General features: G+C 40.2%; 13 protein-coding genes and 6 pseudogenes. 11 read left to right on the top strand and 8 right to left on the bottom strand.

All coding sequences use genetic code 11. From position 1 onward, the window contains the following. The first annotated feature begins 57 nt into the window (after positions 1-57). On the top strand, positions 58-1,395 hold the full coding sequence (gene accC / locus NYR89_RS10755) for an acetyl-CoA carboxylase biotin carboxylase subunit (RefSeq protein ID WP_279445794.1): 1,338 nt from the start codon (positions 58-60) through the stop codon (positions 1,393-1,395). Between the two features lie 42 nt (positions 1,396-1,437). Here the strand turns inward: accC and mobA are convergent, their stop codons facing one another. Further along, positions 1,438-2,529 (bottom strand): molybdenum cofactor guanylyltransferase MobA, encoded by a 1,092-nt coding sequence (mobA, locus tag NYR89_RS10750; RefSeq protein WP_279445793.1) that lies wholly within the window; start codon positions 2,527-2,529, stop codon positions 1,438-1,440. A gap of 85 nt (positions 2,530-2,614) precedes the next feature. Between mobA and NYR89_RS10745 the strand changes: the two genes are divergently transcribed. Together NYR89_RS10745 and dsbA are read left to right on the top strand one after the other, a co-directional pair. Next, positions 2,615-2,884, top strand: coding sequence for a YihD family protein (locus NYR89_RS10745; protein WP_014992260.1), 270 nt, complete (start codon positions 2,615-2,617; stop codon positions 2,882-2,884). A 181-nt stretch (positions 2,885-3,065) separates the two neighbouring features. Beyond that, positions 3,066-3,567: pseudogene (gene dsbA / locus NYR89_RS10740) on the top strand (thiol:disulfide interchange protein DsbA). Between the two features lie 60 nt (positions 3,568-3,627). Here dsbA and dolP read toward each other — a convergent pair. The 4 genes and pseudogenes from dolP to NYR89_RS10720 form a co-directional block, all read right to left on the bottom strand. Beyond that, positions 3,628-4,215 carry a division/outer membrane stress-associated lipid-binding lipoprotein gene (gene dolP, locus NYR89_RS10735; RefSeq protein WP_279445792.1) on the bottom strand — a complete coding sequence of 196 codons (588 nt, stop codon included), beginning with the start codon at positions 4,213-4,215 and terminating at the stop codon, positions 3,628-3,630. 26 nt (positions 4,216-4,241) lie between these two features. Beyond that, positions 4,242-4,822 (bottom strand): annotated as a pseudogene (locus tag NYR89_RS10730) (D-sedoheptulose-7-phosphate isomerase). A gap of 6 nt (positions 4,823-4,828) precedes the next feature. Next, positions 4,829-5,201, bottom strand: a pseudogene (locus NYR89_RS10725) (YraN family protein). Further along, positions 5,176-6,924 (bottom strand): penicillin-binding protein activator, encoded by a 1,749-nt coding sequence (locus NYR89_RS10720; protein ID WP_279445791.1) that lies wholly within the window; start codon positions 6,922-6,924, stop codon positions 5,176-5,178. Before NYR89_RS10720 ends, NYR89_RS10725 begins: the two are co-directional and overlap by 26 nt. A 72-nt stretch (positions 6,925-6,996) precedes the next feature. Here NYR89_RS10720 and rsmI point away from each other — a divergent pair. After that, positions 6,997-7,849, top strand: a pseudogene (gene rsmI / locus NYR89_RS10715) (16S rRNA (cytidine(1402)-2'-O)-methyltransferase). A 43-nt stretch (positions 7,850-7,892) separates the two neighbouring features. Here the strand turns inward: rsmI and NYR89_RS10710 are convergent. Together NYR89_RS10710 and NYR89_RS10705 are read right to left on the bottom strand one after the other, a co-directional pair. Continuing rightward, positions 7,893-8,462 (bottom strand): elongation factor P hydroxylase, encoded by a 570-nt coding sequence (locus NYR89_RS10710; RefSeq protein WP_279437970.1) that lies wholly within the window; start codon positions 8,460-8,462, stop codon positions 7,893-7,895. Between the two features lie 58 nt (positions 8,463-8,520). Then, a pseudogene (locus NYR89_RS10705) lies at positions 8,521-10,269 on the bottom strand (protein-disulfide reductase DsbD). A 196-nt stretch (positions 10,270-10,465) separates the two neighbouring features. On the opposite strand from NYR89_RS10705, the gene NYR89_RS10700 reads away from it, so the two are divergent. Both NYR89_RS10700 and NYR89_RS10695 read left to right on the top strand, forming a co-directional pair. After that, a complete protein-coding gene (locus NYR89_RS10700; RefSeq protein ID WP_279445790.1) occupies positions 10,466-10,837 on the top strand; it encodes a type II toxin-antitoxin system RelE/ParE family toxin in 372 nt (123 codons plus the stop codon). Next, entirely contained in the window at positions 10,818-11,102 is a 285-nt protein-coding gene (locus tag NYR89_RS10695; protein ID WP_279445789.1) for a helix-turn-helix domain-containing protein, read from the top strand. The genes NYR89_RS10700 and NYR89_RS10695 overlap by 20 nt, the downstream gene beginning before the upstream one ends. A gap of 54 nt (positions 11,103-11,156) precedes the next feature. Here the strand turns inward: NYR89_RS10695 and NYR89_RS10690 are convergent. Continuing rightward, a pseudogene (locus NYR89_RS10690) lies at positions 11,157-12,118 on the bottom strand (calcium/sodium antiporter). A 73-nt stretch (positions 12,119-12,191) separates the two neighbouring features. Here NYR89_RS10690 and NYR89_RS10685 point away from each other — a divergent pair. The 5 genes from NYR89_RS10685 (at position 12,192) to artM (ending at position 15,719) form a co-directional block, all read left to right on the top strand. Continuing rightward, positions 12,192-12,689, top strand: a complete 498-nt coding sequence (locus tag NYR89_RS10685) for a YbhB/YbcL family Raf kinase inhibitor-like protein (protein ID WP_279445788.1) — start codon at positions 12,192-12,194, stop codon at positions 12,687-12,689. 196 nt (positions 12,690-12,885) lie between these two features. Then, positions 12,886-13,620, top strand: coding sequence for an arginine ABC transporter ATP-binding protein ArtP (artP, locus tag NYR89_RS10680; protein WP_279445786.1), 735 nt, complete (start codon positions 12,886-12,888; stop codon positions 13,618-13,620). A 19-nt stretch (positions 13,621-13,639) separates the two neighbouring features. Then, positions 13,640-14,359, top strand: a complete 720-nt coding sequence (locus tag NYR89_RS10675) for a transporter substrate-binding domain-containing protein (protein ID WP_279445785.1) — start codon at positions 13,640-13,642, stop codon at positions 14,357-14,359. Between the two features lie 5 nt (positions 14,360-14,364). Then, positions 14,365-15,036, top strand: a complete 672-nt coding sequence (gene artQ / locus NYR89_RS10670) for an arginine ABC transporter permease ArtQ (protein ID WP_279445784.1) — start codon at positions 14,365-14,367, stop codon at positions 15,034-15,036. Further along, positions 15,036-15,719 (top strand): arginine ABC transporter permease ArtM, encoded by a 684-nt coding sequence (gene artM, locus NYR89_RS10665; protein WP_279445783.1) that lies wholly within the window; start codon positions 15,036-15,038, stop codon positions 15,717-15,719. The genes artQ and artM overlap by 1 nt, the downstream gene beginning before the upstream one ends. Positions 15,720-15,750: the final 31 nt, after the last annotated feature.

Below are 15,750 nucleotides of genomic sequence, written 5' to 3'. Positions count from 1 at the left end.
GCTTACAGCTTCTTCCGAGTGTTCCGTTCTCTTCCTTGGTAAAAGGGGAAAACTCCAATGTTAGAAAAAGTTGTCATTGCAAACCGTGGTGAAATCGCATTACGTATTTTACGTGCATGTAAAGAGCTTGGTATCAAAACTGTTGCGGTTCATTCAACGGCTGACCGTGAATTAAAACACGTGCTTTTAGCGGACGAAACAATTTGTATCGGTCCTGCACCTTCAGTAAAAAGTTACTTAAATATTCCAATGATCATTGCCGCAGAAGTGACTAACGCAGACGCAATCCACCCTGGCTACGGTTTCTTATCTGAAAATGCGGATTTTGCCGAACAAGTAGAAAACTCAGGCTTTACCTTTATCGGCCCTACTGCTGACGTGATTCGTTTAATGGGTGATAAAGTATCGGCAATCAATGCAATGAAAAAAGCGGGCGTTCCTTGTGTACCGGGTTCTGACGGCCCAGTAGGCAACGATCCGATTAAAAACAAAGAAATTGCCAAACGTATCGGTTATCCGGTGATTATTAAGGCGTCTGGTGGCGGCGGTCGCGGTATGCGAGTGGTATATAACGAGAAAGATCTCGAAGAATCTATCGCAATGACCAAAGCGGAAGCGAAAGCGACATTTAATAACGATATGGTGTACATGGAAAAATACTTAGAAAATCCACGCCATATTGAAATCCAAGTATTAGCGGATACACACGGTAATGCGGTTTATTTAGCGGAACGTGACTGTTCAATGCAACGCCGTCACCAAAAAGTGGTGGAAGAAGCACCGGCTCCGGGTATTACGCCTGAATTACGTAAATTCATCGGTGAGCGTTGTGCGAATGCGTGTCGTGAAATCGGCTATCGTGGTGCCGGTACATTCGAATTCTTATTCGAAAACGGCGAATTTTATTTCATCGAAATGAATACTCGTTTACAAGTAGAGCATCCGGTAACAGAAATGATCACCGGCGTAGACTTAGTAAAAGAGCAATTACGTGTAGCGGCAGGTCTTCCGATTTCAATCAAACAAGAAGACATTAAAGTGAAAGGTCATGCGATGGAATGTCGTATCAATGCGGAAGATCCGAACACCTTCTTACCTTCTCCGGGTAAAATCACACGTTTACATGTGCCGGGCGGTTTAGGTGTACGTTGGGATTCTCACATTTACACCGGTTATACCGTACCGCCACATTACGATTCAATGATCGGTAAATTGATTACGTTTGCAGAAGATCGTGATATTGCAATCCGTCGTATGCAAAATGCCTTATCAGAAACGATTGTAGAAGGGATTAAAACCAATATTCCATTACACAATTTGATTATGGAAGATGAGAACTTCCGTAAAGGTGGTACGAATATCCACTACCTCGAGAAAAAGCTCGGTCTTAAATAAGCAACAAGCGGTAAGATTTTCAGTAAATCTTACCGCTTTCTTTTAGCTTTTAAGCCATTGCTGAATGAAATCCGCAATCTGCTCAATATTATTAATATCTAAGCGATTCTCTCGTGTGAGTGGGTAATCGGTCGCGGTTGCAATCGTCCATTCATCAAGTTCAGGCAACGGTTTTTCAATTGCTTGGCGGTGCGACTGAATTTTTGCAATCGGTTCGTGTTTAAAACCTTCCACCAAAATCAAATCTACAGTTTCAGGATCAAATTTTGCAATTAATTGCTGAAAATCGACCGCTTGTGTCGATGTTTCCGTCATTAATGCCCATCGTTCCTCACAGACAATCATTGTTGGATTCGCACCGGCTACACGCAAGCGATGACTATCTTTACCCGGTTTATCCACCTCGACATTGTGATGCGAATGTTTAATCAGCCCGACTCTAATGTTACAAGCGGTCAATTTGGGAATTAATTTTTCCAACAAGGTGGTTTTACCGGTGCCGCTATAGCCGGTAATACCCAATAATTTAGGTGTTGTCGTTGGTATGGCCTGATAATGCGCCAGATCTTCAAAAGTATTCATATTTTGAAAAGCCGGTTTTTGTTCCGAAAAATCTACGACAACACTTTTTTGTGTTTGGAAAAAATGGAATAAACGACGCTCACCGCTTGCCAGATAAAGACGAAGTGATTCAGCCACCGAACGATGAATCAAGGCAATGGTAGGATGTACTCGCTCACCGTCATGCACATAAGCGATTTGAGCTTGATTAATCGCTAATGTAACCGAGAGTCTTTTCACTAAATTCGTTGGCAAGAACGGCGTATCGCACGGAACGAATAGCAGATATTCACTTTCAATCTTTTCAAAACCGGACAACATTCCGCTCAAAGGCCCCTGGAAGTCGCTAAGACTATCGCAATAAAAAGGCAAATTTGGAAAATATGTTTGATATTCCGCTTGTGCACGATTGATATTTAAATAAATTTGTGCGACTTGCGGCGTAAGACGCTCTACAATATGTGAAATCAGAGGTTTACCCTGTAATAGCTGTAAGCCTTTTTCCGCCCCATTCATACGGCGAGCAAGTCCACCGGATAAGATAACTGCAGTAATTTGATCGATTTGTTGCATTTTATGTCCAAGTTTTTTGCAAAAGTGTGGTTAAAAGTATATGATTCCGGACACTTTTCAACAAGGATTTTTAAGGAAGCAAAGAATGAAATGCAAACGTTTAGAGGAATTACTTGAGTTATTGGGCGAACATTGGCGTAAAAACCCGGATTTACATCTGATGGATATTTTACAACAACTTTCAGTTGAAGTCGGTGAGCCTGATAACTATGCGGCATTACGTGATGAAGTGTTAATTTACCAATTAAAAATGCGTAATGCAGATAAACACGAGCCGATTCCCGGTATTAAAAAAGATTATGAAGAAGATTTCAAAACGGCATTATTACGTGCCCGTGGAATTTTAAACGATTAATTGGGTCTAACAGACGCATTTATTTTTTATTTAAGGAACAATAATGAAAAAATTGGCATTAAAATCAGTTTTAGTCGCTCTTTCTGCATTTTTCACAGTAAATTCAACCGCTTTTGCGGCGGATCCGGTTGAAGGTAAAGAATATACTCAAGTTCGCCAAGCTCCGTCAGCACAAAAAGAAGTGGTGGAGTTTTTCTCATTCTACTGCCCACATTGCTATGATTTTGAATTAACTTACAAGATTCCAAGTCAAATTAAACAAGCACTTCCACAAGATGCTAAATTAGTACAATATCACGTTAATTTCTTAGGCCGTCAGTCTGAGAATTTAACTCGTGCATGGGCATTAGCAATGGCATTAGGCATGGAAGATAAAGTGAAAACCGCATTATTTGAAGCAAACACAAAAAGATGCGTTCAAATCAATGGATGATATCAAATCGGTATTTACGGCAAACGGCGTAAGTGCGGCAGATTTTGATAATGGTATTAACAGCTTTGCGGTAAACGGTTTGGTCAACAAACAAGTGCAATTAGCAGAAGATTTTAAAATTCGTGGTGTGCCGGCGTTTTTCGTAAATGAACAATACCAAATTAATTTGGAAGGATTCTCGGATTCTCAATCAACTAACGAATTTATCAAACGTTATGTTGAAGCGGTGACTTTCTTAATTAAAAAATAAGTCGAGCGTCATTAATAAGAAACCGTCTTTAAAGACGGTTTCTTGCTTTATATACTATACTTATTGAGCGTAATTAATCACTTTAATTACTCTATTTACGCCACTTACATTACGAGCAACTTCCGTCGCCGCATCCGCTTGTGATGGAGAAAGTTTTCCGACTAAGAATACTTCGCCATTTTCGGTAATGACTTTAACTTCGGTAGATTTTACCTCTGAATTAACTAACAATTTTGATTTAATTGCGGTAGTAATCCAGCTATCGACAGAGATTTGTCCCACCCCAATTTTTTCACCGGTACGGATTTCATTATAGACTTCAGTAACCCCTTCTGCTCCCGCCGCTAAATTCTTAGCGGTTTCTACTGCAGAATCATTCGGAGCCTGCCCAACCAGTAATACCTTACCGTTATAGGCAACAACATTAATGCGTGTTTCTTCTTTAAGTTGAGCATCTTTATTGAGATTATAAGCAACACGTTCTTCGAGAACCTCATCATCAACCTGGGTTCCCGCACTACGAGGATCAGTCGCTACTTTTGTCGCTACTGTCGCTGAAGTCACTACTGCCGTTGCAATACAGCCCTGCAAAGATAAAAGGCTTAACGCACATAAACTCATTAAACCGATACGTTTTAAAGTGAACATAACAATATCCTCTCTATACTAGAAAATTAAGAAAAAAGTAAATGATCAACTAATTCACACAGTACATTGACACAAAATTGATGTCCTTCAATAACGCGTAACTCGCTATTAGAAGGCATCGAGATCTCAACATCATGCTCATCGAGCAAACCTTGTGTATGATCATTACGGCTACTGGTAAAACTAATAATCTCCAACCCTTCGTTTTTGGCTAAATGAATCGCATTTAAAACCGCTTCTTCATTACCTGTCGGCGAAAAGTTGATAAATAGATCACCGTGTTTTGCAACTGCTTGTAATTGCTTACGATAAAGATTAGCAAGATCATTATCTTGTGCGATTACACCTGCCAATACCCCATCAAATTGTAATAATAAGGCAACAAAACTTGGTCGGTTCAAATCATATTTATGCAACAAATGGCTAACTAATAGCTGTGCATTAGTATAGGAACGCCCATGACCGCAAACAATTATCTTATTACCTCTCAGCAAACAAGCAACGATACGTGTTGTCGCTTCACTTAACGATTTTGGCAATAATTCCGTCATGCAGCAATTTGGATCTGAATACTTTCCGTAAACCGATCTTGTATTTTTTCAAGCATTCTACGTTACCCTAAAAAATTTTGGATCCAAACTGGCGGATCATTTCCTTCAAATACAACAACATCGAAGCGACAATTTGCCGTGTCTAAGCTCTGTTTACGCTGTTGGAACAACCACATATTAGCCGCATCAAGCCATTTTTGCTGTTTACGGTAATCAATACTTTCCAATGCCGAGCCGAAACGATTACTTTTACGCTGACGAACCTCAACAAATACTAAAGTATCACCCTGTTGCATAATCAAGTCCAACTCTCCGCATTTAAATTGCTGATTTGCGGCAACAAATTTCAGCCCGTCTTTGCTCTAACAGCTCACGGGCTTTTTGTTCAAAGCTAGCACCTTGAGCTCGTTTAGTTAGCGTTTTCCACAGCACCATTGCGATATTGCAACCAAGACATGCCACGCTCAATATTACAGTTCGGGCTTGCGGTTAAATTCCCCGTCAAACCTGAAACGCTGTAACCCGGAATTTGACGAAACTCGTTAAATTTATTTGCCAACGCCCAAGCATCAGAACCCATTGCATATAAACGCATCATTGAGAAATCGCTTTCCGCCAATGTTTCCGCTTTCTTATATTCATCCGAGCTAGGATCCGCTAATAATGGAATTTCACTAAATTTTACCCCTTCCATGGCGGTTCTAAATTCAATGCCGTTATTCGGTGAATTACTGCGAGAAGACGTATACATATTTAATTGTCCGGCAAGCGGTGAACCATCAATACCCTGTTTTAATTCAAGTAACTGCTCTGCCGTACCTAACGCATATAATGCGGCTCCCTGAACACTACCGGAGTTTTGAATAGCGACCACCGCATCTTGCGGTAAATTATAGTAACGTACATCCGCATCGCCATTTGTTAATTGTCGCCAACGTTGTGCAAACGCATCTGCCGAACGTTGACCAAAATCATCTTGTGATGCGGCAACAATTGCACGGGAATAACCGTCACGATATAAACGGTCCGCCCCAGCTCTTGCCTCTGCTTCTGGCGATAAACCGTAATAACATACACCCGGAATCGCTTTTACATTCGGCGTTGAATTTAATGCTAAGACATTTACCCCTTTAATTTCCGGACTGACTAACATCTCATCGACACGTGATTTAAGTAGCGGTCCGATAATCGTTTGGGCCCCTTGCTGTTTTGCTTGCGTCAGAATGCTTTCAACCGAACCGGCATCTGTATCATAAGTTTGAATTGCTGTTGCATCATCGCCCTTCGCATCATCAAAACCTTTTTTGATAATATCGCCTAAAATTTTTGCTTCACCGCTTAACGGTAATAATAATGCTACGCCGTTTAACTGAGTTTGTTGGAAATTAGACACATTTTGTAACTCTGCCGGCATAAAGGAAACTGCACTATGATTTGGATAAAGCTGTTTCCAGTTATTAATTGCTTGTGGCATTTGTGCCGGAGTGGTGACATTTTGGTTATATGCCGCAATTAATGCTAACCAACCGGCAAATTCAATTTCGCCCGGTCCCGGATTTGCCACAGAAAGCGAACCTTTATTTGCATTACGTAATAAAGACCAAATTTGATCATTATTCTCTTGACGTAATTTATTATCAGCTAATTTTGCCGTCATTAACGAACGAGCTTTCACCGCTTCCAATACATCTTTACGATTTTCAGCGATACGTGCTTGAGTTTGATAAAAACGTAGTGTTTGCGAACGGCTCAGTTGTGCCATTGGGACAAGTTTTAATAAAGAAACCGCTTGAGCTTCATTGCCTTGTAAGGCGACAAGCTGTCTTGCCACTAAGTTATACTCGACTTTCTGAATCTCATTTTTCTGAATTTCAGCCAATGCCGGCGATAGTTCATCAAAAGTATTTTGTGCTTCCGCCGCTTTATTCTCATCAATTAATTTACGGACGGCTAATAAACGGTAAGTGACCTGATCTTCTTTATCTGTCGCTTTATCCGCTTTATTAATATAAAACTCCGAAGTAGCATAGGCTTCGTCTTTTACTGTTTTAGTTAATGGGTTTTCAAAAAAACTTGTACCGGTACAAGCAGAAAGAAAAAGTGCCATTGCCGTTGGGACAAAGACAGTTTTTAGTTTCTGTTTTAAAATAGTCGCCATTGTATTGCTCCTAATAGACTATAATGGGCATAATAATGTTGAAATCTTACTTATCAAACGAGTGAAAAGCAAATGAAAAACGAACAAAACGGTACTTTGTATATTGTCGCAACGCCAATTGGTAATCTTGGAGATATAACTCAACGAGCATTGGATACTTTTGCCCAAGTCGATTTAATCGTCGCGGAAGATACTCGTCATAGCGGTTTATTACTTAGCCATTACGGCATCAAAAAACCGTTTTTTGCCTTACATGATCACAATGAACAACAAAAAGTCGCCGTATTAGTCGAAAAATTACAACAAGGGCTGAATATTGCCCTGATTTCCGATGCCGGCACGCCATTAATTAGTGACCCAGGCTTTCACTTGGTGCGCCATTGCCGCCAAGCCGGGGTTAAAGTCGTGCCGTTACCCGGCGCTTGTGCGGCGATTACCGCACTTTGCGCATCCGGTATTGCTTCAGACCGCTTTTGTTTTGAAGGGTTCTTACCGGCTAAGACAAAATCACGTTGCGATAAATTAGCGGAAGTGGCTGATGAACCACGTACATTGATTTTTTATGAATCAACGCACCGTATTTTAGATACGCTTGAAGATATGCAAAAAATGCTAGGCAAGGATCGTTATGTGGTGATGGCTCGTGAAATTACCAAAACGTGGGAAACCATTCATGGCGATACATTAACCAATTTAATTGCGTGGTTAAATGAAGATAGCAACCGCATTAAAGGTGAGATTGTGTTAGTCGTGGAAGGAAAACCGGAACAGGCAGATGAAGAATTTTCCACCCAAGCGGTTAAATTACTCGGTTTACTTTGCCAAGAATTACCGCTGAAAAAAGCTGGCAATTGTGGCGGAGACTTTCGGCTATAAAAAGAATGCGCTTTATCAATACGGTTTAGAACATCTCTCCGATAACTAAAATACAAGCGGTTAAATTTCCTAAAAATTTAACCGCTTGTTTGTTAGATTCTCGCCAAATCAAAATTTGCTAAATCAATTTTATCTTCTGTGCCGTAGAATTTGGCTAACGCTTTACGTAGCGTTTCGGCACGTTTCGGTAAATAACCTCGTTCCGCATAAATTTTTACTTGATCAAAAACCGCTTGTTTAAACGCAGAATTATCGCCCGGATTGCCGGAAAGATTATCCGCACTGGCAAAATAGCGAAAGCCCGCGGCGGTTGCTAACACCCATTCAATCGCTTGCGGTTTCACTTCCACCGATTCAAATTCACGCTGACGTTCCGCCGAGCGTCCGTCCGGTTCGTACCAATAGCCGAAATCTTCTAATTTACGGCGTTCGGTTCCTGCCACAAGCCAATGGGCAATCTCATGTAATGCACTGCTGTAATAGCCGTGTGCAAATAAAATCACGTTATATGGACGCTCAGATTTCACGCCGTCTTCATCTAAAAATGCGGGTAAGTAAATCGGGTAGTCTTCGCCCTTTTCTAAGCGAGTATTGTATTCTTCGGCGAAACATTCATCGAAAATACGAATAATGTCTTCAATTTTATGATTGTCTTGGTTCATAGCAAACTTATCTGTGATTAAGAAAAAATGGCACAAGCGATCAACTTGTGCCATAAGATTATAACTGATTTAGCCAACTTAAAAATTGATTTGCTTCTAAGAAGCCGGTAACTCTTGATTGCGTCAGCTCATTACCGTTCTCATCAAAGAATAAAATGGTCGGTAACCCTAATACATTAAAGTGTTTCATTAACTCATCGTTTTGTGCCGAGTTATTGGTCATATCCACTTGCGACACCACCATTTCCGCCAATTTTTGCTGTACGGCTTGATCGGTAAAGGTGTATTTATCAAACTCCTTACACGCCACACACCAATCGGCATATAGATCCAACATCACTTTTTTGCCTTGTGAAGCGGTCAATTTTGCTTGTAATTCTGCAAGTGATTGCACGCGTTCAAACGCTAAGTGATTGCTTACTTGCGCCGAATGAGCGTTACCTTGATTGCAGACTAAGTTCGCCCAAGGGTAAGAAGCAAGCGCAAATGTAAAAAACAATGCAATTCTGACCGCTTGTTTGATTAAGCCTTGTGTAGGAATCACGCTAATCAACCAACCGACAAATACCATCGCCAGTGCCGACCACATAAACGACTCGTAATGGCTCGGTAAAATACGGCTAAGTAAAAAGACCGGTAATGCTAACATCACAAAACCGAATGCGGTTTTTACTTTTAATAACCAATCGCCCGATTTCGGTAAAATACGGTTGCCGAATAAGGTAATCAGAATTAACGGAATCCCCATTCCTAAGGCTAATAAATAGAGCGCTAATCCGCCGGTGAGCAAGTCCCCACTTTGTGCGACATACAGTAACGCACCGGATAACGGCGCGGAAGTACAAGGTGAAGCTACCAAGCCGGCAATCATCCCCATTACAAAAACGCTACCAAATGCACCGCCTTGCTGTTTCTGACTCATCGCATTCAGTTTTTGTTGCCATGAATTCGGCAAACGGATTTCAAATAAGCCGAACATCGAAGCGGCTAAAATGGTGAATAAAATCGCAAGTGAAATCAGCACTGGCGGGCTTTGCAACGCCACTTGGAACGGTAAGCCGATTGTCGCTACCACTAAACCTAATAGCGTATAAGTAAGCGCCATACCTTGTACATAAGCAAAGCTGAGTAATAACGCTTTGAACGTATTAGGGCGTTGCTTATTACCAATTACAATCGCAGACAGTAACGGCAACATCGGTAATACGCATGGGGTAAAGGCTAAACCGATGCCCAGCACAAAGAACCAAAAAATCGATAAGCGATTATTCGCCAAGTTCTCGGCAAGCTGATCCTGTTCTGCTTTCGGTGCATTCGCTAACGGCTGAGAAGCGGTTGAATTTTCACTATTTTTTGCAAAATTTTGTGCGGAATCGACCGCTTGTTGTTCGCCTAATGCAATGGTGACTGTTTCAGGCGGATAGCAAAAACCTTTGGTACAGCCTTGATAACGAACCGAAAGACTGCCGTTCGCTTGTCTTTGCAGAGAATGTTACCGGCGCGTAAGCTGATCACGGAAAATTTCGACATCACCAAAAAATTCATCGTGATAATTTTCTGCGACAGGAAACATCAACGGCTGGATTTCAGCATTTTGTGGCGTGACCTGTATTTCTTTTTTATACAGATAATAGCCATCCGCAACTTGCCAATTCAATTCAATTTGTTTATCGGATTTCGGTATCGCCGAAAAAGCAAAAGCCTCTGCACCAGTTAAATATTTCGGTTGTTCATTACCGAACAACCCAGCATAAGAGGAAGCTGTGACAGCAATACCAATAAATAAGAAAAAAAGACGTTTTAACATATAAAATTAAATTAATAAAAAGTACATTATTGTAATACAAACCAATAAAGTCGGGCAAAAGTCTGATTCCTTACTAAAAATAGACTTTAATTTATAAAAAATAAAAACTGACAAAAACTTACCGAAAATATTGAGAAACTCGCCTGATAAAGCCATAATAAATTTACGCGTTTTCATTCAAAAGGAGAAAAAAACGATGTATGAAATAGTCTTTTATCGAGATAAACGGGGGCGAGAGCCTGTCAAAGAGTCACTATTGGGACTGCTAAAACAATCGCACAACGATAACCGTGAAAAATTGCAAAAAATCAGTCATCATTTAAGCATCTTACATTTACACGGTACACGAGCCGGCGAAAATTATATAAAACATTTGGAAGACCGCATTTGGCAGATTCGTCCAATGAGTGATTGTTTATTACTTACTAGTATTATCAGAGGGCAATTTGTCTTATTGCACTATTTAGCAAAATCCCATTATCGTATCCCTAAACGGGAAATCGAACGAGCAAAAAGCAGATTAGCAGACTTACAAGCGAGGATAAAAGATGAGCCCTATTGGTTCTAGTTGGCATTCATTTGAACAACAAGTGTTGAATCCTTTAGACATTGAAGAACAAAATTTCCGCATAAAACTTATTCTTGAAATTATAGAAACCCGTCAAGCACTCGGTATTTCTCAACGCAAGTTAGAAAGTTTAAGCGGCGTAAAGCAATCAATGATTGCCCGAGTAGAAAAAGGCTCGTCCAATCCTTCTTTGGCAACACTATTAAAATTACTGGTTCCGCTAGGTAAAACGCTACAAATCGTACCGCTGAATGCAGATAAATAAAAGTAAATGGCAATATTCCACAAAACTAAGAATATTGCCATTTTTAAAATGATTTTATACTGCAGTATTTAAAAGATATAAGGTATAAGCGACATAACAAGCAAATAAAATCGCACCTTCCACACGGTTAACTCTACCCGGCTGTTTACGGAAACTAAAGGCAAATAATAATAGCAATACGGTCAGAGCCAACATCACAAGCATATCTCGTGAAAATACTTCTGCTTCCACTTGCATCGGTTCAATCGTACCGGCAATCCCAACTACCGCTAAGGTATTAAATAAATTTGAACCGACAATATTACCTAACGCTAAATCTGATTCGCCTTTACGAGCGGCAATAACGGATGAAGCCAGTTCCGGTAAAGATGTCCCTACCGCCACAATCGTCAAACCAATCACTAAATCACTCACACCGAAATATTTAGCGACTTCAACCGCACCCCAAACCAATAATTGAGAGCTTGCCATTAAGAATAATAAGCCGATAACCACCCAGAAAAGTGCTTTACCAATCGGCAATCTTTCCTCATTTAAGGATTCCGTTTGAGCAAGCGTATCATCTTTACTGCGTACCGCTACCCAGATGGTCCAGCCCATATAAATTGTAAAAATCGCCAATAAAATGACCGCTTCCAGTTGGGTAACTTGTGCATCAAACAACATATATGCCGATACTAACGTAATTAAAATTAAAATCGGAAGTTCTTTCTTAATTACTTCGGAAGCGACAATAATCGGCTTAATAAGTGCCGTTACCCCTAAAATTAACGCAATATTGGTAATATTCGATCCGTAGGCATTACCTAATGCAATCCCCGAAGCTCCCTTAAGAGCGGAAGAAGCCGACACCAACATTTCCGGTGCGGAGGTACCGAAGCCGACAATCACAATCCCGATTAATAAAGGTGACATACCAAAATGACGCGCAGAAGAAGCGCACCTTCAACAAATTTATCCGCACTCCAAACGAGTAAAATTAAGCCAATCACAATGGCTAATGAAGCATATAACATCGTATTTCCTAACAAATAAAAAAGGGCGTATAGTATAGGTCAAAATTTATCAATTCACTATAAGGAATCGACAATGAAAGTAATGAGTTCTGCCATTAAAAACGGTGTATTTGAAGATAAATACGGTAAACGAGGTACGCAATTTAGCCCAAATGGGATGCCAAGTTACTCAATTCCATTTGAAATCAGCGAGATACCGGACGGTACACAATCTTTTGCAGTCGTTTTAGAGGATAAAGATGCGATCACTGCCAGCGGTTTTGTCTGGATTCATTGGCTTATTGCCGATTTAACACGGACAAATATCACAGAAAATGAAAGTTTAACCGCCACCGATTTTGTCCAAGGGGCAAATTCATGGGCAAGCAAATTAGGTAATTTCTCTATTGAAGAAGCCTCAAATTATGGCGGTATGGCACCACCGAATTGCAAACACCGCTACGAACTTATTGTTTATGCGTTAGATACCAAACTCAATTTAACTTCCGGTTTCCGCTTTAACGATCTACATTTTGCAATGCAAGGCCATATTTTAGCGACAGCGAGTGTCATGGGAACTTATGATGTTTAAGCATCAAGCGAACTGCGAGTGTGAACATTAGACAGCATAACAAAACTTTTGAGAACAACGACCGCTTGCTATATTGGATAGTAAGCGGTCGTTTTTTATAAAAATTTTACAAAATCATTATAAAAATAACTTGCATAATTATGCAATAAATCCTACTATTCATTCAGTTATTTGAAATACACAGGATTTTACACGAATGGCAATTCGTATTCACAACGTCAACTTTTTTTACGGTTCAAGCCAAGCATTATTCGATATTAATTTAGATATTGAAAAAGGCGATACGGTAGTGCTGTTAGGTCCGAGCGGTGCGGGTAAAAGTACCCTGATTCGTACGCTAAACTTAATGGAAATTCCACAATCAGGTACGCTTGAAATCGCACAACATAAATTCAATCTTTCAGCAAAAACCGATGCCAAAGAAATTGCATTATTACGCCGTGAAGTCGGTATGGTGTTTCAACAATATCATTTATGGCCTCATCTAAGCGTTTTACAAAACCTGATTGAAGCGCCAATGAAGGTGCTTGGTTTAGCTAAGGAAGAAGCAATTCAGCGTGCTAAAGCACATTTGGATCGTTTACGTTTAGGCGAATTTGCCGACCGTTTTCCATTACAGTTATCCGGTGGTCAGCAACAACGTGTGGCAATTGCCCGTGCGTTAATGATGCGACCACAAGTCTTACTGTTTGATGAACCGACAGCCGCATTAGATCCTGAAATTACTGCACAAGTGGTTGATATTATTAAAGAATTACAAGGAACTGGTATTACTCAGGTTATCGTTACTCACGAAGTCGGTGTCGCACGTAAAGTGGCAACCAAAGTGGTGTATATGGAAAAAGGCAAAATTATCGAACAAGGCGGAGCAGATTGTTTTGAACATCCGAAAACCGCTCAATTTGAAAATTATCTCTCTCACTCAGAATAAACTTATGCAAGGACACATTATGAAAAAATTATTATTAGCATCAGCGATCGCACTTACTGCATTTTCAGCACAAGCAAAAGACTTAACTTTTGCGATGGAACCAAGCTACCCTCCGTTTGAATTGACTAATGAAAAAGGTGAAATCATTGGCTTTGATGTAGATATTGCCAATGCCATCTGTAAAGAAATCCAAGCAAATTGCTCATTCAAAAGCCAAGCATTTGACGGTTTAGTACAAGCAGTAAAACAAAAACGTATTGATGGTGCAATTTCAGCAATCGATATTACTGAAGCCCGTGCAAAACAAGTGGCATTTACCGATGCTTATTATGACAGTTCGGCAAGTTTTATTGCGGTAAAAGGTAAAGCGGATTTAAACACAGCTAAAAACGTTGGTGTGCAAAACGGCTCGACCTTCCAACAATATGTTGTTGCGGAAGCAAAACAATATGCACCGAAATCATACGCCTCATTACAAGATGCGGTGCTTGATTTAAAAAATGGTCGTATTGATATTATCTTCGGTGATACCGCGGTATTAGCGGATATGTTATCGAAAGAAGCGGAACTTGCTTTTGTTGGCGGTAAAGTAACCAATCAAAAATATTTCGGTAATGGTTTAGGTATCGCAGTAAATAAATCAAATAGCGAATTAGTTGCAGAGTTAAACAAAGGTTTAGCGGCAATTAAAGCGAACGGCGAATACCAAAAAATTTACGATAAATGGATGACTAAATAATTTTTATGTTTTCAGAATATCTTCCGCTTATTTATAGTGCAACCCTAATGACCTTAGGGTTGGCACTCGCCTCTCTGGTAGTCGGCTTATTGCTTTCAATGTTGTTTGTGGTACTTGAAACCAATAAACAACCTTGTGTGAGTAAACCGACTTCTGTTTTTTTGGCCCTATTGCGTGGTTTACCGGAGATTTTAGTCGTTTTACTCATTTTCTTCGGTTCAACCGAATTAGTTGAGAAAATTACCGGCGAATATGTTGAATTTAGTGCATTTAGCTGTGGGGTATTAGCACTTTCTCTTATTTTTTCTGCTTATGCTTCTCAATCTTTGCGAGGTGCAATCCAAGCTGTACCGAAGGGACAATGGGAAAGTGGTGCGGCATTAGGACTCACTCGTTCATATACTTTTTTAAAAATTATTATGCCGCAGGTTTGGCGACACGCCTTACCGGGGCTAAGTAATCAGTGGCTAGTGTTATTAAAAGATACCGCTTTAATCTCATTAATTGGTGTGGACGATTTAATGCGTCAAACAGATTTAATTAATACCAATGAACATCAACCTTTCACTTGGTACGGTTTAGCCGCATTAATTTATTTAGCGATTACCTTAATCAGCCAAGTAATTATTGCCGGACTTGAAAAACGTTTCACTCGCTTTGAAAGAGGGGGTAAATAATGTTTCAAGATTATCTAGCTGTCATTGCACAAGGGATTCCAACCAGTCTGAGCCTAACGGCTGTGTCATTAGTTATCGCTTTTATTTTAGCGGTAGTGTTTACCTTCTTACTTTCGATGGAAAATAAGTTAACTAAAGCGATTGTAAACGCCTATTTAACGTTATTTACCGGCACACCGCTATTGGTACAATTCTTTTTGATTTACCACGGACCGGGGCAATTCCAATGGATTGTCGATAGCTTTGCGTGGCAATTCTTATCGGATGCGTGGTTTTGTGCGGCATTAGCGTTAGCGTTAAATAGTGCGGCATATTCAACTCAATTATTCCACGGTGCGGTAAAAGCGATTCCGAAAGGACAATGGGAAACCTGTGCGACACTTGGTTTAAGCCGTTTGGATACCTTAAAAATCTTAATTCCATACGCATTACGTCGTGCATTACCGTCATATAGCAATGAGATTATTTTAGTATTTAAAGGCACATCGTTAGCTTCAACTATCACGCTTTTAGATATTATGGGTTATGCTCGCCAGCTATACGGTACAGAATACGATGCTCTCACCATTTACGGCATTGCCGGAGCAATTTACTTAGTGATTACCGGTATTATGACGCTCCTATTACGCCGAGTAGAAAGCAAAGTATTAGCGTTTGAACGCCCGGCAGTAGAAAAAGCGTAAAACAATAAACCTCATTTAATTGGTGTACTCC

Origin of the sequence: Actinobacillus arthritidis (genome assembly GCF_029774155.1) — a bacterium.
GTDB classification, from domain to species: Bacteria; Pseudomonadota; Gammaproteobacteria; order Enterobacterales; family Pasteurellaceae; genus Actinobacillus; species Actinobacillus arthritidis.
The sequence above is the reverse complement of the archived record's forward strand: the minus strand, read 5'-3'. Positions and strand labels throughout refer to the sequence as shown.

Coding starts and splice junctions, on each gene's coding strand:
- accC (WP_279445794.1), top strand. CDS start 58: ATGTTAGAAAAAGTTGTCATTGCAAACCGTGGTGAAATCGCATTACGT.
- mobA (WP_279445793.1), bottom strand. CDS start 2,529: ATGCAACAAATCGATCAAATTACTGCAGTTATCTTATCCGGTGGACTT.
- NYR89_RS10745 (WP_014992260.1), top strand. CDS start 2,615: ATGAAATGCAAACGTTTAGAGGAATTACTTGAGTTATTGGGCGAACAT.
- dolP (WP_279445792.1), bottom strand. CDS start 4,215: ATGTTCACTTTAAAACGTATCGGTTTAATGAGTTTATGTGCGTTAAGC.
- NYR89_RS10720 (WP_279445791.1), bottom strand. CDS start 6,924: ATGGCGACTATTTTAAAACAGAAACTAAAAACTGTCTTTGTCCCAACG.
- NYR89_RS10710 (WP_279437970.1), bottom strand. CDS start 8,462: ATGAACCAAGACAATCATAAAATTGAAGACATTATTCGTATTTTCGAT.
- NYR89_RS10700 (WP_279445790.1), top strand. CDS start 10,466: ATGTATGAAATAGTCTTTTATCGAGATAAACGGGGGCGAGAGCCTGTC.
- NYR89_RS10695 (WP_279445789.1), top strand. CDS start 10,818: ATGAGCCCTATTGGTTCTAGTTGGCATTCATTTGAACAACAAGTGTTG.
- NYR89_RS10685 (WP_279445788.1), top strand. CDS start 12,192: ATGAAAGTAATGAGTTCTGCCATTAAAAACGGTGTATTTGAAGATAAA.
- artP (WP_279445786.1), top strand. CDS start 12,886: ATGGCAATTCGTATTCACAACGTCAACTTTTTTTACGGTTCAAGCCAA.
- NYR89_RS10675 (WP_279445785.1), top strand. CDS start 13,640: ATGAAAAAATTATTATTAGCATCAGCGATCGCACTTACTGCATTTTCA.
- artQ (WP_279445784.1), top strand. CDS start 14,365: ATGTTTTCAGAATATCTTCCGCTTATTTATAGTGCAACCCTAATGACC.
- artM (WP_279445783.1), top strand. CDS start 15,036: ATGTTTCAAGATTATCTAGCTGTCATTGCACAAGGGATTCCAACCAGT.